General features: G+C 71.2%; 22 protein-coding genes. 14 read left to right on the top strand and 8 right to left on the bottom strand.

Annotated elements, in window-relative coordinates:
- Positions 1-6: 6 nt before the first annotated feature.
- Positions 7-1,353: a DUF2993 domain-containing protein gene (locus tag ACFY12_RS30025; protein ID WP_390719067.1), complete on the bottom strand. Its 1,347-nt coding sequence runs from the start codon at positions 1,351-1,353 to the stop codon at positions 7-9.
- A gap of 309 nt (positions 1,354-1,662) precedes the next feature.
- On the bottom strand, positions 1,663-3,498 hold the full coding sequence (locus ACFY12_RS30020) for a bifunctional metallophosphatase/5'-nucleotidase (protein WP_390719066.1): 1,836 nt from the start codon (positions 3,496-3,498) through the stop codon (positions 1,663-1,665).
- Positions 3,499-3,787: 289 nt separating this feature from the next.
- On the opposite strand from ACFY12_RS30020, the gene mshD reads away from it, so the two are divergent.
- Positions 3,788-4,732: a mycothiol synthase gene (gene mshD / locus ACFY12_RS30015; protein ID WP_390719065.1), complete on the top strand. Its 945-nt coding sequence runs from the start codon at positions 3,788-3,790 to the stop codon at positions 4,730-4,732.
- Positions 4,733-4,964: 232 nt separating this feature from the next.
- Here mshD and ACFY12_RS30010 read toward each other — a convergent pair whose 3' ends face one another.
- Positions 4,965-5,897 carry a helix-turn-helix transcriptional regulator gene (locus ACFY12_RS30010; protein ID WP_390719064.1) on the bottom strand — a complete coding sequence of 311 codons (933 nt, stop codon included), beginning with the start codon at positions 5,895-5,897 and terminating at the stop codon, positions 4,965-4,967.
- A gap of 97 nt (positions 5,898-5,994) precedes the next feature.
- Here ACFY12_RS30010 and ACFY12_RS30005 point away from each other — a divergent pair, with 97 nt between their 5' ends.
- The 7 genes from ACFY12_RS30005 (at position 5,995) to ACFY12_RS29975 (ending at position 15,189) form a co-directional block, all read left to right on the top strand.
- Positions 5,995-6,801, top strand: coding sequence for an SDR family NAD(P)-dependent oxidoreductase (locus ACFY12_RS30005; protein WP_390719063.1), 807 nt, complete (start codon positions 5,995-5,997; stop codon positions 6,799-6,801).
- A gap of 490 nt (positions 6,802-7,291) precedes the next feature.
- Positions 7,292-9,574, top strand: a complete 2,283-nt coding sequence (locus tag ACFY12_RS30000; protein ID WP_390719062.1) for an RNA degradosome polyphosphate kinase — start codon at positions 7,292-7,294, stop codon at positions 9,572-9,574.
- The gene (locus tag ACFY12_RS29995) at positions 9,558-10,874 is read left to right on the top strand and encodes a CHAD domain-containing protein (protein WP_390719061.1); all 1,317 of its coding nucleotides are present in this window, start codon (positions 9,558-9,560) and stop codon (positions 10,872-10,874) included. Before ACFY12_RS30000 ends, ACFY12_RS29995 begins: the two co-directional genes overlap by 17 nt.
- Positions 10,875-10,880: 6 nt before the next feature.
- Positions 10,881-11,336, top strand: coding sequence for an NUDIX hydrolase (locus ACFY12_RS29990; protein WP_390719060.1), 456 nt, complete (start codon positions 10,881-10,883; stop codon positions 11,334-11,336).
- A 204-nt stretch (positions 11,337-11,540) separates the two neighbouring features.
- Entirely contained in the window at positions 11,541-12,812 is a 1,272-nt protein-coding gene (locus ACFY12_RS29985; protein WP_390719128.1) for a DUF2786 domain-containing protein, read from the top strand.
- Positions 12,813-13,066: 254 nt separating this feature from the next.
- Positions 13,067-14,440, top strand: coding sequence for a serine hydrolase domain-containing protein (locus ACFY12_RS29980; protein WP_390719059.1), 1,374 nt, complete (start codon positions 13,067-13,069; stop codon positions 14,438-14,440).
- Between the two features lie 188 nt (positions 14,441-14,628).
- The gene (locus ACFY12_RS29975) at positions 14,629-15,189 is read left to right on the top strand and encodes an isochorismatase family protein (RefSeq protein ID WP_390719058.1); all 561 of its coding nucleotides are present in this window, start codon (positions 14,629-14,631) and stop codon (positions 15,187-15,189) included.
- A 62-nt stretch (positions 15,190-15,251) separates the two neighbouring features.
- On the opposite strand, the gene ACFY12_RS29970 is transcribed toward ACFY12_RS29975, so the two are convergent.
- The gene (locus tag ACFY12_RS29970; protein WP_390719057.1) at positions 15,252-15,512 is read right to left on the bottom strand and encodes a hypothetical protein; all 261 of its coding nucleotides are present in this window, start codon (positions 15,510-15,512) and stop codon (positions 15,252-15,254) included.
- 9 nt (positions 15,513-15,521) lie between these two features.
- Here ACFY12_RS29970 and ACFY12_RS29965 point away from each other — a divergent pair, with 9 nt between their 5' ends.
- The gene (locus ACFY12_RS29965) at positions 15,522-16,553 is read left to right on the top strand and encodes a helix-turn-helix domain-containing protein (RefSeq protein WP_390719056.1); all 1,032 of its coding nucleotides are present in this window, start codon (positions 15,522-15,524) and stop codon (positions 16,551-16,553) included.
- On the opposite strand, the gene ACFY12_RS29960 is transcribed toward ACFY12_RS29965, so the two are convergent.
- Entirely contained in the window at positions 16,516-17,340 is an 825-nt protein-coding gene (locus ACFY12_RS29960; RefSeq protein WP_390719055.1) for a class I SAM-dependent methyltransferase, read from the bottom strand. The genes ACFY12_RS29965 and ACFY12_RS29960 overlap by 38 nt on opposite strands.
- Positions 17,341-17,667: 327 nt before the next feature.
- Between ACFY12_RS29960 and ACFY12_RS29955 the strand changes: the two genes are divergently transcribed.
- From ACFY12_RS29955 to ACFY12_RS29945, 3 genes are all read left to right on the top strand, one after another.
- Complete coding sequence (locus ACFY12_RS29955; RefSeq protein WP_390719054.1) at positions 17,668-19,092, top strand: glycosyltransferase; 1,425 nt, start codon at positions 17,668-17,670, stop codon at positions 19,090-19,092.
- Between the two features lie 16 nt (positions 19,093-19,108).
- Positions 19,109-19,675, top strand: a complete 567-nt coding sequence (locus ACFY12_RS29950; protein WP_390719127.1) for a YbjN domain-containing protein — start codon at positions 19,109-19,111, stop codon at positions 19,673-19,675.
- A gap of 98 nt (positions 19,676-19,773) precedes the next feature.
- A complete protein-coding gene (locus ACFY12_RS29945; RefSeq protein ID WP_390719053.1) occupies positions 19,774-20,763 on the top strand; it encodes a class I SAM-dependent methyltransferase in 990 nt (329 codons plus the stop codon).
- Between the two features lie 117 nt (positions 20,764-20,880).
- On the opposite strand, the gene ACFY12_RS29940 is transcribed toward ACFY12_RS29945, so the two are convergent.
- Positions 20,881-22,338 carry an MDR family MFS transporter gene (locus ACFY12_RS29940; RefSeq protein ID WP_390719052.1) on the bottom strand — a complete coding sequence of 486 codons (1,458 nt, stop codon included), beginning with the start codon at positions 22,336-22,338 and terminating at the stop codon, positions 20,881-20,883.
- Between the two features lie 233 nt (positions 22,339-22,571).
- On the opposite strand from ACFY12_RS29940, the gene ACFY12_RS29935 reads away from it, so the two are divergent.
- Both ACFY12_RS29935 and ACFY12_RS29930 read left to right on the top strand, forming a co-directional pair.
- Positions 22,572-23,333 (top strand): phosphoglyceromutase, encoded by a 762-nt coding sequence (locus tag ACFY12_RS29935; RefSeq protein WP_390719051.1) that lies wholly within the window; start codon positions 22,572-22,574, stop codon positions 23,331-23,333.
- 195 nt (positions 23,334-23,528) lie between these two features.
- Positions 23,529-23,897 (top strand): hypothetical protein, encoded by a 369-nt coding sequence (locus ACFY12_RS29930; RefSeq protein ID WP_390719050.1) that lies wholly within the window; start codon positions 23,529-23,531, stop codon positions 23,895-23,897.
- 126 nt (positions 23,898-24,023) lie between these two features.
- Here the strand turns inward: ACFY12_RS29930 and ACFY12_RS29925 are convergent, their stop codons facing one another.
- Positions 24,024-24,197, bottom strand: coding sequence for a hypothetical protein (locus ACFY12_RS29925; RefSeq protein ID WP_390719049.1), 174 nt, complete (start codon positions 24,195-24,197; stop codon positions 24,024-24,026).
- Positions 24,198-24,379: 182 nt separating this feature from the next.
- Complete coding sequence (gene phoU / locus ACFY12_RS29920) at positions 24,380-25,057, bottom strand: phosphate signaling complex protein PhoU (RefSeq protein WP_390719048.1); 678 nt, start codon at positions 25,055-25,057, stop codon at positions 24,380-24,382.
- Between the last annotated feature and the right edge of the window lie 336 nt (positions 25,058-25,393).

The following is a 25,393-nucleotide window of genomic DNA, read 5'->3' as shown; positions in this document are numbered from 1 at the left end:
CTTCTTCTACTTCTTCGCGGTATCCCCGACCGGCAGGTTCGATCCCGAGATCTCGGCCCGGATGCCGTCCGGCACGACCGAGATATGGCGCAGCCGGACATCGCCGGGCGACTTGGGCAGCTGGAAGGAGAGCGACAGCTGGTCGGCGATCTGCGGTTTGGTCAGCCCGATCAGCTCACCGAGGATCTTCGGGTCGACACCGACCTTCTGGAGCAGCCACGGGTGGTCCATGACCACGTCGACGAGGTTGACCTTCATCAGCTCGCGGACAAGGCGCGGCGAGCCGGTCAGCTGGTGCAGCTTGTCCTCACTGCGCAGCGCGTCGTCGATGTACTCCTTCGGAATACCGATCCGCTCCGCGATCGCCGGGATGCTCAGCATGTCCTTGACCCGGGCGGCCTGCCGGCTCAGCTCGGCGGCGGCCTTCTGGGTCAGCCGCAGCCCCTCGTCCGGGCCGGTTCCGGGGCGGTAGACGGCGACATCGCCGATGTCCAGGCGCATCCGGCTGATGTCGGTGGAGATACCGCGGTCACCGGCCCGCTGGATCCGGGCCTCGGCATGCACCCGCAATTCGTGTCCGGCGATGGGGAGTTGCCCCTCCGCCCGGACCGTATTGGGTCCCACCTCGCTGAATTTCACCTGTGAGGCACCCAGTTCGCGGTTCATGTCCTCGAAGGCGAGCAGCACGCTGCCGTGCATGCTGCCGATCGTGGCGCCTTTGATGGAGGCGGGCAGATCGCCGTCGATACGGATGTCGTTCGCCGTGGCCTCGATCTTCGCCAGCGACACCCGGTCGGCGGCCAGGTCGGGGATGGTCACCCGTACCTGGTCGATCCGCTTGCCCGCCACCTGGGTGAGGAACGGAAATCCCGCGATGTCGACTTCCGGAGTGGCGTTCAGATGCAGCGCTTCCTTCAGCTTCTCCGCCGTCTTGTGCTGTGCGTAGAGCACCGCGAACCGGTCTCCCAGTGCCAGGAACGCACTGCAGACCACCACCGCCACCAGCAGCTTGAGGGCGACAGGAACGGCGGCGAACCGGCTGACACCGCGCTTCCTCCGCCGGTGGTTGGGCCGCTCCCAGGCCTTCTCCTCGTCCTCGTCGTCCGAGCGCAGCCCGAGGCCCAGCGGGTCGTCGCTGCCGTCGCGCTCGTTGAGGTAGGCGCGACGCCGAGTGGCGCCCGGGACGCCGAAATCGCCGTACCCCGGCCCCGATCCGGGCCCTGATCCCGGCCCGGGGTCAGGTTCGGGGTCGGCGAGAGCCGCCAGATCGTCGTACGGATTGACCGGGGTGAGCTTTCTGGTGTCGCCGTTCATGGCGCCGGTGCCGTTGTCGGCGCTGGTGTCGCCGTACATGGCGTCAGCGGAGGAACCGTGCCGGGGCCCTGCTGCCGGGGAAGGGGACGGGGGCGAGGCGAGGGGCGGATCGGCGGGCACGCGCGACGAGGACGAAGAGAGCCGTGTGGGAGTACCCATCCGCTCATCTCACCATGGGGGGATCCCTCGAACGCAAGTCTCACTGGCGATATGTCGGCTACATGTCAATTGTTCGGGCCACCCTGACGAAAAATTTCCGCCAGGGTGGCCCGCGCCACAGCTCGCCTCACCGCCCCTTCCACGCCTGCTTGGTGAGGGTGATGTGGTTACTTGCCGATGGTGATGCGGTTACTTGGTGATGGTGATGCGGTCCGCCTTCGGCGGGGCGAGCGGGCTGTCCGCCGAGGCGTGGGCCTTCAGGTAGCCGAGGAGGGCGTCCAGGTCGGCGGGACCGACGCGCTTGTTCTTGGCGTCCTTGAAGACGGGGAAGCCGTCGCCGCCCCCGGCCAGGAACTGGTTCATGACGACGCGGTAGGTCTTGGCCGGGTCCAGGGCGGCACCGTCGAGCTTGACGGAGTCCTTGACGACGCGGTCGGCGCCCGTCTTCGTCATATCCAGGGTGTAGGTGAGGCCCTTGGAGACCTGGAGGATCCTGGGGGAGGCCTCGTTGGCGCCGCTGACCTGCTGCTGGAGGGCGGTCAGCAGCTGGGCGCCGGTGACGTCGACGACGTTCAGCAGGTTGGTGAAGGGCTGGACGGTGAATGCCTCGCCGTAGGTGACGACACCGTCGCCTTCCGAGCCGGAGGCCTTGTACACGAGGTCGGAGCGGATGCCGCCGGGGTTCATCAGGGCGAGCTGGGCGCCGCCCTTGTCGGCCGCCTTGGTGGCCTCCAGCTGGGCATCGGCGATGACATCGCCGAGCGGGGACTCGGGGGCGTTGGCGCCGCGGCCGGGGATGTCGGCGGAGATATGCCCCACGGGGCGGTTGGCGACCGGGGCGGCCAGCTTCGTCCAGCGGCCGATCAGGGAGGTCATGTCCGCGGCCTTGGGTACATCACGCCGTACCGCGTGGTTCGCGGACTTCACGCTGGTGCGCACGATGTCCTTGGTCCTGCGGTCGTACGTCAGCGTGGTGTCGGTGTAGACCTTGCCGAACGACGACGCCGAGGTGACCATGCGCGGCCTGCCCGCCGGGTCCGGGATCGTGCAGACGTACGCCTCGTGCGTGTGGCCGGTCACGAACGCGTCGACCTTGGGGGTGACGCCCTTGGCGATCGCGGTGATCGGGCCCGAGATGCCGTCGCCGGGGCCGGGGCTGTCGCAGTGGTAGTTGTACGCCTTCGAGGCCGGCTCGCCCCCCTCATGGATCAGGGTGACGATCGACTTCACCCCCTGCTTGTCCAGCTCCTCCGCGTACTTGTTGATCGTCTCGATCTCGTCGTGGAACTTCAGGCCCTTGACGCCGTCGGCCGTGACGACGTCCGGGGTTCCCTCCAGGGTCAGACCGATGAAGCCGATCTTGACACCGTTCTTCTTCCATACCGTGTACGGCTTGAGGATCGGCTTGTCCGTCTTCTCGTCCGTCACGTTCGCGGCGAGGTAGGGGAAGTCCGCGCCCGGGAACTTCTTCCCCTTCTCATAACAGCCGTCCTTGGGGTGACAGCCGCCGTCCTGCATCCGCTGGAGCTCGGCGCGGCCCTCGTCGAACTCGTGGTTGCCGACGCTGGTGACGTCCAGCTTCAGCTTGTTCAGGGCCTCGATGGTGGGCTCGTCGTGGAAGAGCCCGGACAGCAGGGGCGAGCCGCCGACCAGGTCGCCGGCCGCCGCGGTGACGGAGTACGGGTGCCCCTTGCGGGCCGTCCGCAGGGACTGGGCCAGGTACTCGATGCCGCCGGCCGGGACGGTCTTCTTCGTACCGTCCGGCTGGAGCTCCTCGACGGTGCCGGAGGAGCCCTGCGGCGGTTCGAGGTTCCCGTGGAAGTCGTTGAAGGAGAGAAGCTGCACGTCGACGGTGCGGCCGGTACGGCTGTCGCTGCCGCCGTCGCCCCCGTGGCCCCTGTGGCTCCCATGGCCGGTGTCCGCGCCGGCCGGCAGGGCGGCGGCGGTGAGAGCGGCGACCGCCAGTGCGGTGGCCCCCAGCGTCAATCTGCTTGCGGTGCGGCGCCGTTGCGGTGTCGCTGCCATGTGTGCTTCCCCTCCTGAACGGTCATGAGCGGACGGAAGCTTATGGTCAACGCGCGTAGCGCAACAGGGGTTGCCGGGTTACGAGCTGGTTGCCGTCGGGCGGCGGCGCGGAGGGTGCCTGTCCCGGGGGGTGCCTGTCCTGGAGGGTGCCCGTCCCGGGGGTGCTCGTCCTGGAGGGTGCTCGTCCTGGAGGGTGCCTGTCCCGGGGGACGCGGGCGGCGCGGGTGGTGTCCTTCGGGCCGCCGGGTGGTACCCGTCAGGAACCTCGGTACGGACGTAGGCTTTCGGCATGACTGACGCTGCACAGGAGATGGGCCGGACCGGCCGCAGGATCGAGGTGGCCGACGAGCTCGCGCCGGAGGAGGTCGCGGCTGTCCTGGAGCTGATCGAACGGGCCGCCCGGACGGACGGGCAGCCGGCCGTGTCCGAACAGGGGCGGCTCCAGCTGCGGGGTGATGGCGGTAAGCGGGAGGGCGTACGGCATGTGCTGGTGTACTCGCCCGGGGACGAGGGCGAGGACCTCGTCGGGTACGGGCAGCTGGAGGACACCGACCCGGTGGAGGCCCCGGCCGCCGAGCTGGTGGTGCACCCCGGATTCCGCGGCCGCGGGCACGGCCGGGCGCTCGGCGCCGAGCTGCTGGACCAGTCCGGGCGCCGGCTGCGGGTCTGGGCCCACGGCGGGCATCCGGCGGCCCGGCACCTCGCCCAGACGCTGGGGCTGACGATGTTCCGGGAACTGCGGCAGATGCGGCGCTCGCTGTCGGACCTGGAGCTGGCCGAGCCGGTGCTGCCGGAGGGGGTGTCGGTACGGACCTTCCAGCCGGGGGCCGATGACGCGGCCTGGCTGGAGGTGAACGCGGAGGCCTTCGCCCACCACCCGGAACAGGGCTCGCTCACCCAGCGTGACCTGGACGACCGCAAGGCCGAGCCGTGGTTCGACCCGAAGGGCTTCTTCCTCGCGGAGAAGGAGGGCCGGCTGGTCGGCTTCCACTGGACCAAGGTGCACGCGAAGGAAGGCCTGGGCGAGGTCTATGTGCTCGGCGTGCGCCCCGGAGCCCAGGGCGGCGGCCTGGGCAAGGCGCTGACCTCGATCGGACTGCGTCATCTGGCGGGACGGGGCCTGCCGACGGCGATGCTGTACGTGGACGCGGACAACAAGGCGGCGGTGAGCGTCTACGAGCGACTGGGATTCATGACGCACGAGACGGATCTGATGTACCGCTCGGAGACATGACCGGAGACGTGAGGGGACCTTACGACGGCGTGAGGGGACCTACGACGGTGTGAGGGGACACTACGACGGCAACGAGGGGTGGGCCACAACGAGGGGTGGGCCATGGGAATACCTACCCACCCTCCGCCGGTTGTGGCCCCGCAGGGGGCCCTCGCTACCCCTAGGGGATCTGTTCGACTGCCCCCTAGGGGTCCCGTGCGAGGATCAGTGACCAGGAATCAGGCGCTCGGCGCTAACCGGGCACGTCCATGCGCTGCGTGCCGATGACCGACAGCAGCCGCAGCGCCTCTTCGGACGGTGAGCCGGGGGCGGCGGTGTAGATCAGGACCCGCTGGTCCCGGTCGGCGATGTCCAGGACGTCGCAGTCGACGGTGATCGGGCCCACGAGGGGGTGCTCGAAGGTCTTGCAGAGGGTGGGGCCGCCGGTCACGTCGTGGCCGGCCCAGAGCCGGGCGAACTCGTCGCTGCCGGCCAGGAGTTCCTCGACCAGTGCGGTCACTTCGGGGTCGTCGGGGTAGCGGGCCGCGGCGGCGCGCAGGTGCTGGGCCGCGGTCCGGGCGAACTCGGCCGCGTCCGAGTCGCTGTACAGCCGCCCGCCGCCGCCGGCGCGACCGTTCCCGTTCCCGTTCCCGTGCCCGTTCCCGTTCCCGTTCCCGTGCCCGTTCCCGTGCCCGTTCCCGTGCCCGTACGGTCCGAGGAAGGCGCGGCGGATGAGGTTCCGGTCGCGGCGCGGCAGGACGGAGAAGTCCTCCATCAGGGCGGCGGCCAGGTCGTTCCAGGCGATGACCTCGTACGTCGCCGACAGCACGATCGCCGCGGCCCCCGGCAGCCGGCGCAGCAGGTCCGCGATGCTCTGCCGTACCTCCCGCGAGGGCCCGGACGCGGGGCCGGGCGGGCTGCCGGCGAGGTGGTGGAGGTGGTCGCGCTCGGCGTCCGACAGGCGCAGGGCGCGGGCGAGTTGGGCCAGCACGTCGCGGGACGGGTGCGGGGCGCGGGCCTGCTCCAGTCGCGTGTAGTACTCGGCCGAGACGAACGCCAGCTGCGCCACCTCCTCGCGACGGAGTCCCGGGGTACGGCGGCGCGGCCCGGCGGGCAGCCCCACGTCGGCTGGGTTGATGCGCTCGCGCCTGCTGCGCAGGAAGCCGGCCAGTTCTCGTCGGTCCACCTCCCCAGTGTGCCCTGCGAGTGCGCGGGCGCCGGGCGCTCAGCCGGGTACTGACGGTGCCTGGATGCGCGGGGCGGCCGGACCCAGGCTCGTCGGCATGAACAACACACCGTTCACATCCACGCTCACATCCACCACCGAGACCTCGGGACTGCTCGCCGGCAAGGTCGCCTTCATCACGGGGGCCGGTCGCGGCATCGGCGCCGCGTCGGCGCGGCTGTTCGCCCGGGAGGGCGCCCGGGTGCTCCTCGCGGCCCGTACGGAGGCCCAGCTCAAGGCTGTGACCGAGGAGATCCGGGCGGGCGGCGGCACCGCCGACCACGTCCTGTGCGACCTGGCCGATCCGGTGAGCGTCCGGGCCGCCGTCGACCGGTCCGTGGAGCTGTACGGCCGGCTCGACATCGCCTTCAACAACGGCGCGACGGCCCAGCCGCCCGGCCCGATGGACCAGTTGTCGGAGGCCGACTTCGACCGCGTCTGCGCCGTCAACTTCAAGGGCCCCTGGCTGGCCATGACCGCCGAGATCGCCGCCATCCGCGCCACCGCGAAGCGCGGCGCCATCGTCAACACCTCCAGCGTCGGCAGCCTGATGGGCAACCCGGAGCTGCCCGCATACGGCGCGGCGAAGCGGGCGGTCAACAGCCTCACCGCGTCGGCCGCCACCACCTACGGCCCGGAGGGCATCCGCGTCAACGCCATCGCGCCCGGCACCACGCTGACCGAGATGCTCCACGAGTGGGACGAGGAATCCCCCGGCATCATCGACCAGCTCAACTCCCGGACCCCGCTGGGCCGGGCGGCCGATCCGGACGAGATCGCCCAGGCCGCCGCCTGGCTTCTCAGCGACCGCGCCTCGTACGTCACGGGCACGGTCCTCCGGGTCGACGGCGGTATGTGCGCCTGAGCCGGACGGGGAGGTCCGGGCCGGGGCGCGGGCGAGGTGGCTACGCGTGTGAGGACGGCTGCGCGTGCGATGACGACGGCTGCGCGTGCGATGGCGACGGCTGCGCGTGCGATGGCGACGGCTATGGGTAACGATCGTCGAGACGGGTAACGCTGCATGTGTACCGCATGTGTGCCGCGGGCGTCCCCCGAGGCGCCCTCCGGGAGGGCCCCGGTAGCCTCCCGGGATCCGGTGGGTTCCCGACCCGGCTGCCCGGCCCCCGCCCTGGTGCCCCGATTGCCTGCTCGCTGCCTGTCCGCCACATCCGCGTTACCGGCGATTCAATATCGGTTGCGAGCATCGCTGAATGCAGCCCGCTGTGCCGAACGTCCCGAGCCCGAGACTCAGTGTCGCGCCACCGCTTCCTGTCGATCTTCCTGTTGCTGCCGGTCTTCCTGTCGATCTTCCCGCTGACGCGCCTGGAACGCCCGGGAAGCGGAAGAATAGGGTCATGAAGCAGCAGCCCAGCGCTCAGGCACCGGTCCAGCCCGAGACGCAGGCGCCGAAGCCGCCGTCGGTCCTGGCCCCCGCGGCCCAGCCTTCGGTGGGCTCGATCGCCGCGCACCGCCCCCACGCGGTCCGTGGGACCGTACCGGGCCTGGAGCCCGACCTGGACGCCGACCCGGACGCGTACGTGGACCGGGGCATGGTGGGTGCGGACGGCGAGGAGCTGCCCGGCGGCCGCTTCCTGGACCGTGAACGCAGCTGGCTGGCGTTCAACGAGCGGGTGCTCGAACTGGCCGAGGACCCGGCCACCCCGCTCCTGGAGCGGGTGAACTTCCTCGCGATCTTCGCCAGCAACCTCGACGAGTTCTTCATGGTCCGGGTCGCCGGACTCAAACGGCGGATCGCGACCGGTGTGGCCACCCGCTCCGCGTCCGGGCTCCAGCCCCGCGAGGTCCTGGAGCTGATCTGGACGCGCTCGCGCGAGCTCATGGCCCGGCACGCCGCCTGCTTCCAGCAGGACCTCGCCCCCGAGCTCGCCGGCCAGGGCATTCATCTGATCCGCTGGCCGGAGCTGACCGAGAAGGAGCAGGCCCGGCTGTTCACCCTCTTCCGCCAGCAGATCTTCCCGGTGCTCACCCCACTGGCGGTCGACCCCGCGCACCCGTTCCCGTACATCTCCGGTCTCTCGCTGAACCTGGCCGTCGTCGTACGCAACCCGGTCAGCGGCCATGACCACTTCGCGCGGGTCAAGGTCCCGCCGCTGCTCTCCCGCTTCCTGGAGGCCTCCCCGCAGCGTTACGTCCCCATCGAGGACGTCATCGCCGCCCATCTGGAGGAGCTGTTCCCGGGCATGGAGGTGCGGGCGCACCACATGTTCCGGGTCACCCGCAACGAAGACCTCGAAGTGGAGGAGGACGACGCGGAGAATCTGCTCCAGGCCCTGGAGAAGGAGCTGATGCGGCGGCGCTTCGGGCCGCCGGTCCGGCTGGAGGTCGAGGAGTCCATCGACCCCGCTGTGCTCGACCTCCTGGTCCAGGAGCTGAAGATCTCCGACGCCGAGGTCTACCCGCTGCCCGGCCCGCTCGACCTCACCGGCCTCTTCGGGGTCGGGGCCCTGGACCGGCCCGAGCTGAAGTTCCCCAAGTTCGTCGCCGGTACGCACCGTGACCTCGCCGAGGTGGAGTCCGCCTCCGCTCCCGACATCTTCGCCGCCCTGCGCGCCCGCGACGTCCTCCTCCACCATCCGTACGACAGCTTCTCCACCTCCGTCCAGGCGTTTGTGGAGCAGGCCGCGACCGACCCCGACGTCCTCGCCATCAAGCAGACCCTCTACCGCACCTCCGGCGACTCCCCGATCGTCGACGCCCTGATAGACGCCGCCGAGGCCGGTAAGCAGGTCCTCGTCCTGGTCGAGCTCAAGGCCCGCTTCGACGAGCAGGCCAACATCAAATGGGCGCGGAAGCTGGAGGAGGCCGGCTGCCATGTCGTCTACGGCCTGGTCGGCCTCAAGACGCACTGCAAGCTCTGCCTCGTCGTGCGCCAGGAAGGCGACATGCTGCGCCGCTACTCCCATGTGGGCACCGGCAACTACCACCCCAAGACGGCCCGGCTCTACGAGGACCTCGGCCTGCTGACCGCCGACCCGCAGGTCGGCGCCGACCTCTCGGACCTCTTCAACCGGCTGAGCGGGTACTCCCGCCGTGAGACCTACCGGCGTCTCCTGGTCGCCCCAAAGTCCCTGCGCGACGGCCTGATCCAGCGCATCACGCGAGAGATCGCGCACCAGCGGGCCGGCCGCTCCGCCTACGTCCGTATCAAGGTCAACTCGATGGTCGACGAGGCCGTGATCGACGCGCTCTACCATGCCTCGCAGGCCGGCGTTCCGGTCGACATCTGGGTGCGCGGCATCTGCGCGCTGCGCCCCGGGGTCACCGGCCTCAGCGAGAACATCCGGGTCCGCAGCATCCTCGGCCGCTTCCTGGAACACTCCCGGATCTTCGCCTTCGGCAACGGGGGCGAGCCCGAGGTGTGGCTGGGCAGTGCCGACATGATGCACCGCAACCTCGACCGGCGGATCGAAGCGCTGGTCCGGGTCACCGACCCGGCGCACCGCGCCTCCCTCAACCGCCTACTGGAGACCGGGGCCTCGGACACCACGTCCTCCTGGCACTTGGGCCCGGACGGCGACTGGACCCGGCACGCCGTGGACGCGGACGGCGCGCCGCTGCGCAACGTACAGGAAATGCTCATCGACGCCCGGAGGCGCCGACGTGGCTCAGCGACCTGACCAGCCGACCGGGGGGCCGACCGGTCTCATCGACGGCCCGTGCGACGGCTCATACGACGGCCCGTGCGACGGCACATACGACGGGGCGGGGACCCTCGGTGGCGACCCTGACCCGCTCACCGACGCCTCCCCGGCCGACTTCGCCGGCGTCGCCGGTCATGCCGGTCTGCCCGGTCGTGCCGGGCTTGCGGGTCATGACGGGCTTGCGGGTCATGACGGTCCTGCTGGTCTTCCCGGCCTCGGCTCCCGCACCGCGGAGGAGGTGTTCGCCGGCTATCTCCACCACCATTCCGCGGAGTTCCTTCGCAGCCTGCGGTCGCACCGCGAGAGCGGTCAGGACGTGGTGGGTGCGGGGGAGGCCGCCCTCCGGATGCGCCGCGCCGCCCGCCGGATCAGCGCCACACTGCACACCTTCCGGCCGCTGACCGACGAGGCCTGGGCCGGTCAACTCGTGGCCGAATTGGGTTGGTTGTCCGGTACGCTCGCCCGCGAACAGGCCTGTGTGGCCCGCCGCGAGCGACTGATGACGGCGCTCCAGCGGCTGACGGGGGCGGGACGGGGAGAACGCCCCGAACACTCCGAAGGCCCTGGCTCCGGTTCCGGTTCGGGCCCTGGTTCCGGTTCCGGTTCCGGCCCTGGTTCCGGCTTCGGCCCCGGGCCCGCTCCCTCTCCCGTTCCCGACTCCGCCCCCGACCCTGATGCCGCGCTGTCCGCCGGTGCCGCCCGGGCCGGGGCGCTGCTGGACCGTCAGCTCACCCTCGCCCGCACCCGTGCCCACTCCGCCGCCCTGCAGGCGCTGGGCTCGTCCCGCTTCCACGCCGTCGCCGACTCCGTCGCCGTCCTCGCCTCCGAGGCCCCACCGACCCGTACGACCGCGGACCTGCCTGCCGCCAAGGCGCTGCCGTCGCTCGCCGAGCAGGCCCACCGGCGGCTCGCGGAGGCGGTCGCCGCCCTGCCGCTGTCCCGTGCGGGGCACCCGTACAACGCCGAGGCGCTCACCGCCGACCACCGCCAGGACGCACCCTGGCACCAGGTCCGGCTCCTCGTACGGCTGACCCGCTACGCCCAGGAGCTGATCGCACCGGACCACGCCGACCCCCACCTGGCCGAGGCAGCCCGGGTACTGGACCGCCACCGGGACGCCGCGGAGGCCGCCGCCGCGGCCGCCGCCGCGGCCCGCACTCCCAGAATCGCCCCGGCCACCGCATACGCCCTCGGCATCCTGCACGCCGACCAGCGCCATCAGGTGGAAGCGGCCCGCTTCACCTTCGGCCGCCTCTGGCTCCCCCGAAGGGGATGAGCAGGCGTGACGTCCCCTCAGAAGTCAGTGGTGCGCGCCGCGGGCTGCGTCCTCTGGCGGCACGCGCCATCCGGTAACGACCTGGATGCGGGAACCGGCAACCTGGAGACAAACCTGGAGATAGGCCTCGTCCACCGTCCCAAATACGACGACTGGTCACACCCGAAAGGCAAGCTGAAGCGTGGCGAGGACGCGCTGGCCGGTGCGGTGCGCGAGGTGACGGAGGAGACCGGCATGGACTGCCGTCCCGGCGCCCCGCTGCCGACCTCGTACTACCTCGCCGGCGGCCGCCCCAAGCGGGTCCGCTACTGGGCCGCCGAAGCCGTCACCGGCTCGTTCACGCCGAGCGCCGAGGTCGACCGCCTGATCTGGCTCCCACCCGCCGAAGCCCGCGCCCGCCTGACCTACGAACGAGACCGCCCCTTGGTTGACGCGCTCCTGGCGACGCTGCACCTGGCCTGAGCGCCGGGTCTAGTGCCAGGTCTGCTGTCCCGGGGCGGTGTGGGCTGTGGTCCGTACAGTGATCGTGTGAGTGAGGGCAAGAGCAGGGGCAGTAGCAGCGGCAAGGGCAAGGGCAAGGGCAAGGGCAAGGGTAAGGGCGAGAGCAAGAGCAAGAGCGGGCGCGAGGGGCGGTGCGCGGCCGCCGCCGAGGAGCTGGTCGGGACCGTGCTCGGGACCGTCGTCTACGCGGCGGACGGCGAGCCCTCCGAGGATGCCATCGAGGCGGGCGCCTCGATGCTGGCCGCGGCCCCGGTGGGCTGGGAGGCGGTGAGCCAGGCCGTGCTGGCCGCCGCCGAGGCGCGGGTACGGCGGTGCTGGGAGGGCGGCTGGCAGCCCGCCGATCTGGAGCGGATGGTACGGCGTACGGCGGAGCGGGCGGCTCCGCTGGCCGTGGACGCGATTGCCGCCGAGGCCCGGCGCGGTGCCGGTGCCGCTGACCGGCGCGATCCGCGGTGGGCGGCCCAACTGCGAGAACTGCGCGCCGAGGTGTGGTGGGAGACGGACGGCGGCTATCTGGACGGGTTGGCGCGCCGCCGCCGCACCTCGCGCTTCGAGACGGCGTACGACGTACTGGAGGCGCTGCGTACGATCGCCCGGTTGCCGCGCATCACACCGCTGCCCAGCTGGGGCGCGGCCGCGTCGGCGAGCGGAAGCCCAGCGGGGGGAGGCGATCCGCGGGCGCTCGGCCGCATCCGCGGGTTGCTGGCGAAGGCCGAGGCGACGCAGTTCCCGGAGGAGGCCGAGGCGCTGTCGGCCAAGGCGCAGGAGCTGATGGCCCGGTACAGCATCGACGAGGCCTTGCTGGACACGGGCTCAGGCGGGACGGGCGGGACCAGTGGGTCTGGTGGTTCCGGTGGTTTCGGTGGGGCGGGCGGTGCGGCGGCGGGAGGCCGGGCGCCGTCGGCCGTCCGTATCGGCATCGAGGGGCCGTACGAGCAGGCCAAGGCGCTCCTCCTGGACGCGGTGGCCACTGCCAACCGCTGCCAGGCGGTGTGGGCGGCCGAGCTCGGCTTCTCCACCGTCGTCGGCTTCCCGCCGGACCTGGAGGCCGTCGAACTCCTCTACACCTCGCTGCTGCTCCAGGCCACCTTCGCCATGAACCGCGCGGGCGACGACCACCATGCGCGCGGCCGTTCGCGCCGTACCCGGGACTTCCGGCAGTCCTTCCTCGTCGCGTACGCGGACCGGATCCGCGGCCGGCTGTCGGCCGCCACCGGAGAGGCCACGGCACAGGCCGCGAGCCGGGCACCGGATCTTCTGCCGGTGCTGGCCGCCCGCGAAGCGGCCGTGCGGGATACGGCAGGCGAACTGTTCCCTGAGACGGCCCCGGTCCGGCTGCGCGGAGTGCGTGACGCCGAGGGCTGGCACCAGGGCACGGAGGCCGCGGACCGGGCACAACTCGGCACCACGCACACGCCGGACCCGCGCACGCCCTGAGCCCCCTCTGCCCGCCCCGATCCCACCCCTCCGATCCCACCCCTCTGAACCCCCTCCGAACCCCCTCTGAACTCATCCTCCAGCAGGCACACTTCGGGCTCGCGTACGCCTGACAAATGTCATGGGATTCGATGACACGGGTGGGCCTCCGGGGGCGGCAGCGGTCGCGAGAATCGAGACAACCGAGATCGCACAGGCGGTCGATCGATTGACTGACCGACCGACCGCAGTAGCACGTCGTGATGGGAGACCCCATGACCCTGCCACCCCTGCCGCCCCTGCACCGCCCCGCCCGCCGTCGCGCCCGGGCCGCCGCTACCGCCACGGCCGTTCTGCTCTCGCTGGCAGCAGCGGCGGTGCCGGCCCAGGCCGCCACCGCACCCACGGCCGCGCCCGGCGCCCCCGGCACGGGAACGACGGCCGCCGCCCCGCTCCACCTCGACCACAAGGCCCTGGACGCGAGACTGGCGGCCCTGCACAAGGCGGGCATGTACGGCGCCTACGCGGCCGTCCGGGACGGCGGGGACGCATGGCGAGGTGCGGCCGGTGTCGCCGACATCGCCACCAACCGCCCGGTCCGGCCCGATATGCGGCAGCGCATAGGCAGCATTACCAAGGCCTTCACCTCCGTCGCCGTACTGCAGCAGGTCGCCGCGGGCCGGATCGAGTTGGACGCTCCCGTCGCCCGCTACCTTCCCGACCTCGTCCCCGGCGAACGCGGCCGGCAGATCACCGTCCGGATGCTGCTCAACCACACCAGCGGCATCGCCGACTACATTCCCGGCGCCTTCCCCTCCCTCCTCAAGTTGAGCACCAAGAGCCTGGACGACAACCGCTACCGCCACTTCGACCCCGAGGAACTGGTCCGCCTCGGCCTGCAGGCACCGGCGACGGGCAAGCCCGGCGAGAAGTGGTCGTACGCCAACACCAACTACGTCATCGCGGGACTGCTGCTGCGGAAGGTCACCGGCGAGAATCCGGAGGAGTACATCACCCGCAACGTCATCCGCAAGGCCGGCCTGAAGAACACCTACTTCCCGACCTCCGCACGGATATCCGGGCCGCACTCCAAGATGTACGAGTCCATGTACGGACTGATCAGCCCGGCCCGCGACTACAGCACCTACGACGTGTCCTGGGCGGGCACCGCCGGGGCACTGGTCGCGACGATGGAGGACGTGAACGACTTCTACCGGGCGCTGCTGACCGGCAAGTTGCTCGCTCCGGCCCAACTCCGCGAGATGCAGACCACCGTCGAGGCCAAGGACGCCGAGGGCAATCTGCTGATGCACTACGGCCTCGGCATCTCCGCGACGGACACGGCGTGCGGGCGCTTCTGGGGACACACCGGCTCAGTGTGGGGCGCCGAGACGCTGACGTTCTCCACGCCCGACGGGAAGCGCCAGATGACACTCGGTTTCAACCGGGCCAAGTACCAGCAGCTCGACGAGAACAACCACATCAAGCCGGGCCCGATCGACACCGCGTCCGGGGCTTTCGCCCAGAAGGCGATGTGCGGCACCGACGCGCCCACCACGCCGGGAAAGCCCGCACCATCGGCCGCACCCCAGGCCCCCACACAGCTCCCCGCCCCGCCCACCCGCTCGTATAGCGCTCCCCGCCCCTGACATCGCCGAACCCTGCCCCCGGCTCTCGCCGAACCACGCGCGGGACAGCGGCATCGCCCCGGGCTGCCACGTACCGGATTTCCTCGTGCTGCTGCCGAGGCGGTGGCGCTGATCGATGGCCGGCCCGCTGTCAGTGGATGGGGTTACCGTGCATGGATACACGAGCCCAGCGTGAGTAAAGGGAGAACATGACCACACTGGCGAACCGGCCGAACACCGTGCTCCTTGTCGTCGACGTGCAGAAGGGAGTCGTCGAAGGGGCCCACCAGCGCGACGTGGTCGTCGCGAACATAGCCGGCCTCGTCGAGCGGGCGCGGCGGGAAGAGGTCCCGGTCGTCTGGGTCCAGCACTCCGACGAGGAGCTCACGAAGGGGAGCGACGGCTGGCGGATCGTCCCGGAGCTCGCTCCAGAGGACACCGAGCCGCTCGTCGAGAAGAGCTACGGCGATTCCTTCGAGGACACCACTCTGGAGAGCGTGCTGTCGGGGCTCGACGCGGGGCGCCTCGTCGTCGTCGGCGCGGAGACAGACGCGTGCATCCGCTCGACGCTTCACGGCGCGTTCGCCAGGGGATACGACGCGACCCTGGTCAGCGACGCCCACACGACGAGCGACAAGACGGCATGGGGCGCGCCGCCGCCGGACCAGGTCATCGCGCACACGAACCTGTACTGGACCTACCAGACAGCGCCGGGGCGGACGGCTGGGACGGTCGAGACCAAGGACGTCGTCTTCGGCCGCGCATCCTGACGACTTGAGTCGCACCCTGTGTGGGCCAACCGCGACGCTCCCGGGCCAACTCGGCCGCTCAGTCACAACGGATAACTCCCGTCCATGTTCAGGATGTTGACCACCTGGCGGGAGGCCATGTGGACGACCCGGACGATCATGACGATCAGGACGAGGGCGGCGCCGAGCGGCGCGCCCACGGCGTAGCCGAGCGCGGCCGTGATGCCGCCGATCACGGCGTGCGGCAGCCTCGTGCGGGGCAGCAGCGGAAGGCCATGGCGGTACCGAAGGGCCCGTAGGCGGCCCGGCCGGCAGCGGGGCCGCCCGGGCGTCGGCCGTCGCATACTGGACGGATGCTGTACGCGGAAATCGAGATCGGCTCGTTCCTCAAGGCGCGCCGCGCTGCCCTCGAGCCCGCTGACCTCGGGCTGCCCGGCGGCGTCAACCGCCGGAGGGTGCGTGGGCTGCGGCGTGAGGAGGTGGCCCAGCTCGCCGGTATCAGCGTCGACTACTACACGCGCATCGAGCAGGGCCGTGCGCACACCATCTCCGACTCTGTGCTCGACGCCCTCGCGCGGGCGCTGCGGCTGTCCGGCGGCGAGGCGACGTACTTGCGCAATATCGCTGTTCCCCGGCGTCGGAGTGGGGCGGGATGCGCGAGTGGTGAGCGATGTGCAAGTGGTGAGGGGTGCGCAAGTGGTGAGGGGTGTGCAGCGGGGTGCTGTGGTCCCGGGGCCGTGGTGCGGCGGAGGGTACGGCCCGGGATCCGGCAGTTGCTGGATGCCATGGACCACACCGTTCCGGCCATGATCGTCGGCCGTGGTCTGGACATCCTGGCGTGGAACGCGCTCGGTGGCCGGCTCGCCTTCGACCTGGAGGCCCTCGCCCCGGACCGCCGGAACACCGCGCTGCTGGTCTTCCTCGACCCGGTCGCGCGCGAGCTGCACCCGGACTGGGAGGCGAAGGCCGTGGAGGTGGTCGGCAACCTCCGCGCCGACAGCGGGCGGTACCCGGACGACCCGCGGGTCTGCGCGGTGGTCAACGAGCTGCTGGCGCGCAGTGCGGACTTCCGGCGGATCTGGGAGACCCAGTCGGTACACGAGTGCCTGCGCGGCACCAAGCGGATTCAGCATCCGGAGGTCGGCGCGCTGGACGTCACGTTCGAGAGCTTCCGGCTGAGTGCGGACGAGGACCAGTGCCTGGTGACGTACACGGCCCCGCGCGGGTCGGAGACGGAACGGCGGCTACGGAAGCTGCGGAAGCTGGGGGAGAGGGAAGAGCTGGAGGAGATGGAGCAGCTGGGGGAGCTGGGGGAGATGGGGGAGCGGCTGGGCGGCGGGCGGTCGCTCATGCCCGCGGGGCCAGTGCCTCCCAGCGCACCGTGACCTCGCCCTGGCGGCGCCGTCGCGGGTCGCCGGCCAGGGGCCAGTCCGTCGCCAGGGCCTGTACGGCGGCGCGCCACCGCTGGCGTGCGCCGAGTGCCCCGAGCGGGGCGGCCGCCGCCCAGGCGCGGTCGAAGTCCCGGAGGAAGGCGTGTACCGGCTCGCCCGGCACATTGCGGTGGATCAACGCCTTGGGGAGGCGTTCCGCCAGGTCGGAGGGGGTCCGCAGGGAGCTGAGCCGGGTGGCGAAGGTGACGGTGCGGGGGCCCTCGGGGCCCAGCGCGATCCATACGTGCCGCCGCCCGATCTCGTCGCAGGTGCCCTCCACCAGCAGGCCGCCGGGCGCCAGCCGGGCACAGAGGCGCCGCCAGACCGCGGCCACCTCGTCCTCGTCGTACTGCCGCAGGACATTCGCCGCCCGGATCAGGAGCGGAGCCCGGCCTCGCTCGCCGGGCAGCGGTACCTCGAATCCGCCGTGCAGGAAGTCCAGCCCCGGTTTGCGGTACGGGAGGGCGGCCTCGACCCGGCCCGGATCGATCTCGACGCCGACGACATGCGCGTCCGGCCGGACCGTACGGAGCCGGTCCAGCAGCTCCACGGCCGTCCAGGGCGCGGCCCCGTAGCCGAGGTCCACCGCGACGGGGTCGGCGGCGCGGCGTAGCTCGGCGCCGTGTTCCGCGGCTATCCAGCGGTCCATACGGCGCAGCCGGTTGGGGTTGGTGGTCCCTCGGGTGGGATTGCCGACGGGCCGGGACGGCGGCGCGGCGGCGGGCAGGGGGCGGCGGGGCATGGCTTCGAGAGTATGGCTTCTCGGGCCGGGCTCCGTATCTTCCCTGGTCAGGTGCCATAGCCAGGGTGCCTGGCCGGGCTCCGTACCTTCCTGGACGGACGCTGTGTCTTCCCTGGTCAGCTGCCGCGCCGTCGCTGGTCAGGTGCCACGCCGTCACTGGCCCGGTGCCGTGTCGTCGCTGGTCGGGGCGCACCCGGGCGGCCGCGCACGGTCATGCTTTGGCAAAGTACGGAGACGGCGGGCCGGACGGGAAGGGAATGCCGAGGTGTGTTGTTGCAGGGGTTCGGAGGCGCGCTGCCGCCCGCCCCGCCTAGGAGGTAGCTCGACGTGAGCGGATACGTGTCCCGGCTCCGCAGCCGTCCCCCTGGCCAGTTCTCGGGCCAGGGGCGGCTGCGCCTGCCCGGCGGCCCGCGGCGCCCGCGCCGGGTGGCCATGCTCAGCGTGCACACCTCCCCGCTGCACCAGCCCGGCACGGGCGACGCCGGCGGCATGAACGTCTACATCGTCGAGCTCGCCAAGAAGCTCGCCTCGATCAACATCGAGGTGGAGATCTTCACCCGCGCCACGACCGGCGCCCTCCCGCCCGCCGTCGAGCTCGCTCCCGGCGTCCTCGTACGGCATGTGGACGCCGGGCCGTACGAGGGCCTGGCCAAGGAGGAGCTGCCCGCCCAGCTGTGCGCCTTCACCCACGGCGTGATGCGGACCTGGGCCGGACACCGCCCCGGCTACTACGACCTGGTCCACTCCCACTACTGGCTCTCCGGCCACGTCGGCTGGCTGGCCGCCGAGCGCTGGGGCGTTCCGCTGGTGCACGCCATGCACACCATGGCCAAGGTCAAGAACGCGGCTCTGGCGGCCGGTGACACCCCCGAGCCGGCCGCCCGGGTGATCGGCGAGACCCAGATCGTACGGGCCGCCGACCGCCTGATAGCCAACACCGCCGAGGAGGCCGACGAGCTCGTCCGGCATTACGAGGCCGACCCCGGCAAGGTCGCTGTCGTCCACCCCGGCGTCAACCTCGACCGCTTCCGGCCCGCGCCCGCGAAGGGGGATGCCGCCGGGGGTGTCGCTGGGAATGCCTCTGCGAACGCTGCCGGGGATGTCGCAGCGAGCCGGGCCGCCGCCCGCGCCCGCCTCGGCCTGCCGCAGGACGCGGTCATCCCGCTCTTCGCCGGCCGAATACAGCCGCTCAAGGCTCCGGACATCCTGCTGCGCGCGGTCGCCGACCTGCTGGCCGCGGACCCCGCACTGCGCTCCCGCCTGGTCGTGCCGGTCGTCGGCGGGCCCAGCGGCAGCGGCCTGGCCAAGCCCGAGGGCCTGCAGAAGCTGGCGGCCCGGCTCGGCATCGCCGATGTGGTGCAGTTCCGTCCACCGGTCGGACAGGAGCGGCTCGCCGACTGGTACCGCGCCGCATCCGTGCTGGTCATGCCCTCGCACAGCGAGTCCTTCGGACTGGTCGCCATCGAGGCGCAGGCCTGCGGCACACCGGTCGTCGCTGCCGCGGTCGGCGGCCTGCCGGTGGCGGTACGCGACGGCGTCAGCGGCTTCCTAGTCGCCGGCCATGACCCGGCCGACTACGCCCGAGCCCTGCGGCGCTTCGTCGCCGAACCGGCGCTGTCCACCCGTATGGGCGCCGACGCGGCCCGGCACGCCCAGTCCTTCGGCTGGGGTACGGCGGCGGTGGCGACCGGCGACGTGTACACCGCGGCGATGCAGGAACGGCGGCGTCACCTACGATCCCTGCATGGCTGACGAGGCGCGACGGACGATGCCTGACGAGGCGCGACAGGCGATGGCTGACGAGGCGGGACGCGCGGGCGACCCGCGGCGGGTGATCGAGACGGCTCTGACCGACGCCGGCCTCGTCTGGGAGTCCCCCTCCGACGGCAACTACGTCGTCACCCTCCCCGGCACCCGCAAGCTCTCCACCACCTGCTCGCTCATCGTCGGCAAGCACTCCCTCTCCATCAACGCCTTCGTCGTCCGTCGCCCCGACGAGAACCACGAGGCCGTCTACCGCTGGCTGCTGGAGCGCAACACCCGGCTCTACGGCGTGAGTTACGCCATCGACAGGCTCGGCGACATCTACCTGGCCGGCAAGCTCCCGCTCGCCGCCGTCACCCCCGACGAACTCGACCGCGTCCTCGGCACCGTTCTGGAGAACGCCGACGGCAGCTTCAACACCCTTCTGGAAATGGGCTTCGCCACCGCCATCCGCAAGGAGTACGCCTGGCGGGTCTCCCGCGGCGAGTCCACCCGCAACCTGGCGGCCTTCGCGCATCTGACCCGCGGGAGCGGCGAAAATCCGACGCGCGGGAGCGGCGACGAGGCGTAAGCCTGTTGCCGGAACGGCAACAATGCTTGCCTGCTCCGTCCGCCCGGGCGCATGGTCGGCGCCATCAGGCAGACCGTACGAGCACGGGAGCGAGTGTCATGGCAGCTCACGCGAGGACGACCCGTAACGCGACAGCGACACCGGCCGACGACGGCCACGTCCACCACAATGACGGCCACGTTCACCACGACGCCGACCACGTTCACCACGATCACGGCCACGTCCGCCACGGTGACGGCGAGGTCGAGGACTTCGACTGGGCCGCACTGGCCGATCTGCTGGAACTCGAGGGCGAGACGCACAGCCCCTACGTTCAGCAGGCCCTCGACGAGCTGAAACACCTGACTCCCCGCCGGATCCTGGACATCGGCAGCGGCCCGGGCGTCGCCGCCTGCCGGCTGGCGGCGGTGTTTCCGCAGGCCGAGGTCACCGCCGTGGACGGCACCCCGGCGCTGCTGACCCGCGCTGAGGAGCGGGCCGCACGTCTCGGCGTACGACTGCGGACGCGGGTGGCCGAGTTCCCGGCCGGGCTGGCCGGCCTGGGCCCGGCGGACCTGGTGTGGTCGGCACAGGCCGTCCACCACGTGGGCGACCAGCAGGACGCGCTGAACCGGCTGGCCGGGCTGCTCAACCCCGGCGGCGTCCTGGCCGTCGTCGAGGGCGGCCTGCCGTCCCGCTGGCTGCCGCGCGATCTCGGCTTCGGACGTCCCGGACTGCAGGAACGGCTCGATGCGGCGATGGCGGACCGCTTCACCCAGATGCGCGCCGAGCTGCCCGCCTCGGTTTCGGTGGTCGAGGACTGGCCCGGCATGCTGCGCGCCGCGGGCCTCACCGGCGTACGGAGTAAGACCTTCCTCGTCGACCACCCCGCTCCGCTGCCCGAGGGCCCGGAACAGCCGCTACGGCTCTGGGCGCGACTGTCCCTGGAACGCCGCCGCGAGATGCTCGACGAACTCCTGGACACGGAGGACCTGGCGGCCCTGGACCGGCTCCTCGACCCCGCCGACCCGGCCTGCGTCGACCGCCGCCCGGACCTGTTCCTCCTGACCGCGAAGACGGTGCACTTCGGTGACCGTGCACTTCGGTGACTGTGCACGTCGATGACTGTGCACTTCGATGGCCTTGTACTTCGGTGACGTGCGGTTCGGTGACGTGCGGTTCGGCGAGACCCGGTCCTTCGGGCCCGTGGCCCTTCGCCCGCCGCGTTACGCCACCGGATCGCTCGGCGCCGCCGGAGACGCCGATGCCGATGCGGCCGAGACCGGTGCCGAGGCCGGTGTTGAGGTCGGGTCCGGCGTGGAGGCGGCCCCCGCCTCGGGCTTCGCTTCGGACCTCGCTTCGGACCTCGCTTCGGACCTCGCTTCGGACCTTGCCTCGGACTTCGTCCCGGCCGGCAGGTTTCTGAGCAGCAGCCCGTAGCCGGCCGCCGCCAGCGTGCCCACGGCTGCGCAGCCTGCCCAGAGCACGTCCGAGCCGAAGTGGTCGATGACCGTGCCGCCGAGCAGCGGGGCCGTGAGGGAGGCGATGGACCAGGACAGCGCGTACATGCCCTGGTAGCGGCCGCGGCCGTGGACGGGGGAGAGGCGGACGACCAGGCCCATCTGGGTAGGGGAGTTGATGATCTCGCCGAGGGTCCAGATGGCGACGGTGAGGGCGTATACGGCGACCGAATCGGCCAGCGCGGTCAGCCCGAAGCCGTAACCGGTCAGCAGGGACGAGCCGATGAGGAGCATCGCAGGGCTGCGGTGCTCGATGAAGCGGGTGACGGGGATCTGCAGCAGGACGATGAGGATGCCGTTGATTGCGGCCACCGAGCCGAAGTCGGCGCTGGAGAAGCCGTTCTGACTCATCGACACCGGCATGGAGACGTAGGCCTGCTGGAAGAGCAGGGCGAGCAGCAGATTGAGGGCCACGACGGTCATGAAACGGCCGTCCCGCAGGACGGTCAGCATGGAGACGGGGGCAGAAGCGGGGGCGGGCGCGGAGCCGGACCCGGAGCCGGAGGTGTTCCGGTGGTCCGCGGTCGCCGGTGTGGCGGTGGGTCGGGACTCGGGGAGCTTGCAGAAGACGACCACGGCACAGGCCAGGACGAGCGTCGCCTCGCCCAGGAAGAGGACCAGATAGCCGTGTTCGGCGATGAGCCCGGCGGCGGTGGCGGAGATCGCGAAGCCGAGGTTGATCGCCCAGTAGTTGAGGGAGTAGGCGCGGACACGGTCTTCGGGGGCGACGATGTCGGCCATCATCGCCTGTACGGCGGGTCGGGAGGCGTTCGTCGCCATACCGACCACGCCCGCCACCACCGCGATCGCGACCGGGTCCGTCAGGAAGCCCAGCAGCGCCACGGACGCTGCCGTCGACAGCTGCGCGATGAGCATGGTGGGCCGTCGGCCGAGCCGGTCGGCCAGTACCCCGGCGCCGATGGACGAGATCACGCCGCCGAGCCCGTAGAGCGCGCCTACCAGGCCGGCGTAGGAGGCGGAGAAACCGCGCTCGACGGTCAGGTAGAGGGCCAGGAAGGTAGCGACGAACGCGCCGAGACGGTTGATCAGGGTGCTGGTCCACAGCCACCAGAACTGGCGGGGGAGGCCGGACACGCTCTCCGCCGCTGCGCGTCTGAGGCGGGCCAGCGCACGGGTTCGCGTGGGCGGCGTGGATGCGGACATGACACTTCCGTTTCCGTCGGTGGGCCGGCGAGGGCGTAAGAGGACGTGAGTGGTGAAGCAAGAGGACGTGAGTGGTGAGCAAGAGGGCGTAAGTGGTGAAGGCGTTGATCGCAACCTACTGGCGGGTCGGTCGTCGGCGCCATCCAATTGACCGGAAGCGTCAAACGTCACAGAGAAGCCCAGGTCACGGCCGTGCGCAAGCCCTTTCGCGGAATTCGATTACGCTCGACGCCATGGCCGACGCACCGTACAAGCTGATCCTCCTCCGCCACGGCGAGAGCGAGTGGAACGCGAAGAACCTGTTCACCGGCTGGGTGGACGTCAACCTCAACGAGAAGGGCGAGAAGGAGGCGGTCCGCGGCGGCGAGCTGCTGAAGGACGCCGGACTGCTGCCCGACGTGGTCCACACGTCCCTCCAGAAGCGCGCGATCCGCACCGCGCAGATCGCCCTGGAGGCCGCCGACCGGCACTGGATCCCGGTTCACCGCAGCTGGCGGCTGAACGAGCGCCACTACGGCGCGCTGCAGGGCAAGGACAAGGCGCAGACCCTGGCCGAGTTCGGCGAGGAGCAGTTCATGCTCTGGCGCCGCTCGTACGACACCCCGCCGCCCGCCCTCGAGGACGGCACCGAGTTCTCCCAGAGCGACGACCCGCGCTACGCCGGCATCCCCAGCGAGCTGCGCCCGCGCACCGAGTGCCTGAAGGACGTCGTCGCGCGCATGCTGCCGTACTGGTACGACGGCATCGTGCCGGACCTCCTCGCCGGCCGCACGGTCCTGGTCGCCGCCCACGGGAACAGCCTGCGCGCCCTGGTCAAGCACCTCGACGGCGTCTCCGACGCGGACATCGCCGGCCTGAACATCCCCACCGGCATCCCGCTCGCCTACGAGCTGGACGCCGACTTCCGCCCGGTCAACCCCGGTGGCCGCTACCTCGACCCGGAGGCCGCCAAGGCCGCCATCGAGGCAGTGAAGAATCAGGGCAAGAAGAAGTAATCCCCGCCGAGGGGCCCGCCACCAGTGCTTTCTCCCTGGTGGTGGGCCCTTCGCGGTGCTCGGCCTGCCTGTCTTCCTGAACCAGGCAGCCTGAACCAGGCAGTCCGGCAGTCTGAACCAGGCAGCCTGCTCCAGGCAGTTGATCGTGCTGGTAGCGTCGCAACCTTGTACGACTCACCTGGAGAAAGAGGAAACATGCGTTTCGCCCGGACGCTGGGGGCTGCTGCCTTCGCCGCGGCAGCCACCGTGCTCGCGACCTCGCCCGCATACGCGGCCACGTACACGGCGCACCCTCACTACATGAACAAGGGGAGCGCCGTGTTCGACAGCTCCACCAACACGCTCAAGGTGTGCGACAACGCCGCCGACGGCCTCAGCGTCATGGTGACGATCGAGGACGACGGCAACTTCTTCGGCTACAACATGACCAAGGGCAGCGGCGAGTGCCAGACGTACAAGCCCAAGCTCCACAACGGACAGCGGTTCACGCTCCAGGCGTTCAACGGCAAGAACGGTAAGGACGTTCCGGGCTCCCGCGGGGCTTTGGTCTACGGGATCGTGTAACCCTGGCCCCTGGCGACAGCGATCCGGCGGGCCGGATCACGGGCAGGCAGCGGCCCCGGTCGGCGGTGGGCCGGCCGGGGCCGTTGTGACGCTGTGCCGTGGGTGGCTGGTGTTTCCGGTGTTTCGCTAGCCGCAGCTGCCGCCGCACTGGCAGGGGCCGCCCGCCTGGCAGCCGCAGCTGCAGCCGGGGCCGCAGCCGCAGTTGCCGAGCAGGGGGAGCCGAGGGCGGTCGACGGCCACCGGGTCGTCGTCCCGGGCGGCGGCTGGGCCGGGGGAGTGCGAGTGCGCCGTAGGTGCCATGTCTTGCCTCCTAGGGGTCGCCGTGGTGCCCGTGGGGTCATGCCCGGCGGGTCACCGCAGCCCATTGCAAGCCCCGGTGACAAGGCGCGTCAACGGCGCGTGGAGGCACACGTCAACGGCGCACGGTGGCTCAGGGGGGCGGAGCTGCGCCGCGCTCGCCCCTGCCCTCGTCGTTACGCTCCCTACACTCCCTCGACCGCCGTCGGCGCGGTGATCTCGTCGGCGTGCTCGCCGGTCACCAGGTAGACGACCCGCTTGGCGACGGAGACCGCGTGGTCCGCGAAGCGCTCGTAGTAGCGCCCCAGGAGGGTCACGTCGACGGCCGTCTCGATGCCGTGCTTCCAGCGGTCGTCCATCAGGTGCTGGAAGAGGGCGCGGTGCAGCAGGTCCATCGCGTCGTCGTCCTGCTCCAGCTGGAGTGCGAGATCGACGTCCTTGGTGATGATGACCTCGGCGGCCTTGGCCATCAGGCGCTGCGCCAGCTGCCCCATCTCCAGGATCGTGGCGTGCAGGTCCCGTGGGACGGCCGTGTCCGGGAAGCGCAGCCGGGCCAGCTTGGCTACGTGCTGGGCCAGGTCGCCCGAGCGCTCCAGGTCGGCGCTCATCCGCAGCGAGGTGACGACTATCCGCAGGTCGGTGGCGACCGGCTGCTGCCGTGCCAGCAGGGCGATCGCCCGCGCCTCCAGGTCGCGCTGGAGATCGTCGACCTTCTCGTCGGCGGCGATGACGTGCTCGGCCAGTTTGAGGTCGGCGTCGAGGATCGCCGTGGTGGCGCGCCCGATCGCGGAGCCGACGAGCCGGGCCATCTCGACCAGGCCCTCGCCGATCGAATCCAGCTCCTCGTGGTACGCGTCCCGCATCTGTGACCTTCTCTCGCGTCTGTGGGTCTGTGGGTCTGTGGGTGTGTGGGGGGGGAGTGGTGTGGGGGTGTGGGGTGCGGCTGTGTGCTCTCTGGGGCGTGGGGCTCGGCGCGTGGCGCATGGTGCGTGGGGGAGGTGGGAGGGGGTGCCGGGAAGACCTTTGCCCACGCTCTCACGGTCAGTGGCCCGGCGGGAGAGGTCCACTCGGCCCGCGGGAGGATCCAGCAACCCGGCCGACGGATCCCTCCGGAGGGGTCCGGATCCTCAAGGGGAGAGGAACCGGGAGGGCGCCATGCGTCACCCGGCGTCACCCGCCCCCTCACCTTGCGGCCGGAT

The organism is Streptomyces sp. NPDC001339, from assembly GCF_042895955.1.
Classification (GTDB): domain Bacteria; phylum Actinomycetota; class Actinomycetes; order Streptomycetales; family Streptomycetaceae; genus Streptomyces.
The sequence above is the reverse complement of the archived record's forward strand: the minus strand, read 5'-3'. Positions and strand labels throughout refer to the sequence as shown.

What these genes read in the sequence shown, in the direction of transcription:
- ACFY12_RS30025 (WP_390719067.1), bottom strand. Translation starts at nt 1,353, where the DNA reads ATGTACGGCGACACCAGCGCCGACAACGGCACCGGCGCCATGAACGGC.
- ACFY12_RS30020 (WP_390719066.1), bottom strand. Translation starts at nt 3,498, where the DNA reads ATGGCAGCGACACCGCAACGGCGCCGCACCGCAAGCAGATTGACGCTG.
- mshD (WP_390719065.1), top strand. Translation starts at nt 3,788, where the DNA reads ATGACTGACGCTGCACAGGAGATGGGCCGGACCGGCCGCAGGATCGAG.
- ACFY12_RS30005 (WP_390719063.1), top strand. Translation starts at nt 5,995, where the DNA reads ATGAACAACACACCGTTCACATCCACGCTCACATCCACCACCGAGACC.
- ACFY12_RS30000 (WP_390719062.1), top strand. Translation starts at nt 7,292, where the DNA reads ATGAAGCAGCAGCCCAGCGCTCAGGCACCGGTCCAGCCCGAGACGCAG.
- ACFY12_RS29980 (WP_390719059.1), top strand. Translation starts at nt 13,067, where the DNA reads ATGACCCTGCCACCCCTGCCGCCCCTGCACCGCCCCGCCCGCCGTCGC.
- ACFY12_RS29975 (WP_390719058.1), top strand. Translation starts at nt 14,629, where the DNA reads ATGACCACACTGGCGAACCGGCCGAACACCGTGCTCCTTGTCGTCGAC.
- ACFY12_RS29970 (WP_390719057.1), bottom strand. Translation starts at nt 15,512, where the DNA reads ATGCGACGGCCGACGCCCGGGCGGCCCCGCTGCCGGCCGGGCCGCCTA.
- ACFY12_RS29965 (WP_390719056.1), top strand. Translation starts at nt 15,522, where the DNA reads ATGCTGTACGCGGAAATCGAGATCGGCTCGTTCCTCAAGGCGCGCCGC.
- ACFY12_RS29960 (WP_390719055.1), bottom strand. Translation starts at nt 17,340, where the DNA reads ATGCCCCGCCGCCCCCTGCCCGCCGCCGCGCCGCCGTCCCGGCCCGTC.
- ACFY12_RS29950 (WP_390719127.1), top strand. Translation starts at nt 19,109, where the DNA reads ATGCCTGACGAGGCGCGACAGGCGATGGCTGACGAGGCGGGACGCGCG.
- ACFY12_RS29945 (WP_390719053.1), top strand. Translation starts at nt 19,774, where the DNA reads ATGGCAGCTCACGCGAGGACGACCCGTAACGCGACAGCGACACCGGCC.
- ACFY12_RS29940 (WP_390719052.1), bottom strand. Translation starts at nt 22,338, where the DNA reads ATGTCCGCATCCACGCCGCCCACGCGAACCCGTGCGCTGGCCCGCCTC.
- ACFY12_RS29935 (WP_390719051.1), top strand. Translation starts at nt 22,572, where the DNA reads ATGGCCGACGCACCGTACAAGCTGATCCTCCTCCGCCACGGCGAGAGC.
- ACFY12_RS29930 (WP_390719050.1), top strand. Translation starts at nt 23,529, where the DNA reads ATGCGTTTCGCCCGGACGCTGGGGGCTGCTGCCTTCGCCGCGGCAGCC.
- ACFY12_RS29925 (WP_390719049.1), bottom strand. Translation starts at nt 24,197, where the DNA reads ATGGCACCTACGGCGCACTCGCACTCCCCCGGCCCAGCCGCCGCCCGG.
- phoU (WP_390719048.1), bottom strand. Translation starts at nt 25,057, where the DNA reads ATGCGGGACGCGTACCACGAGGAGCTGGATTCGATCGGCGAGGGCCTG.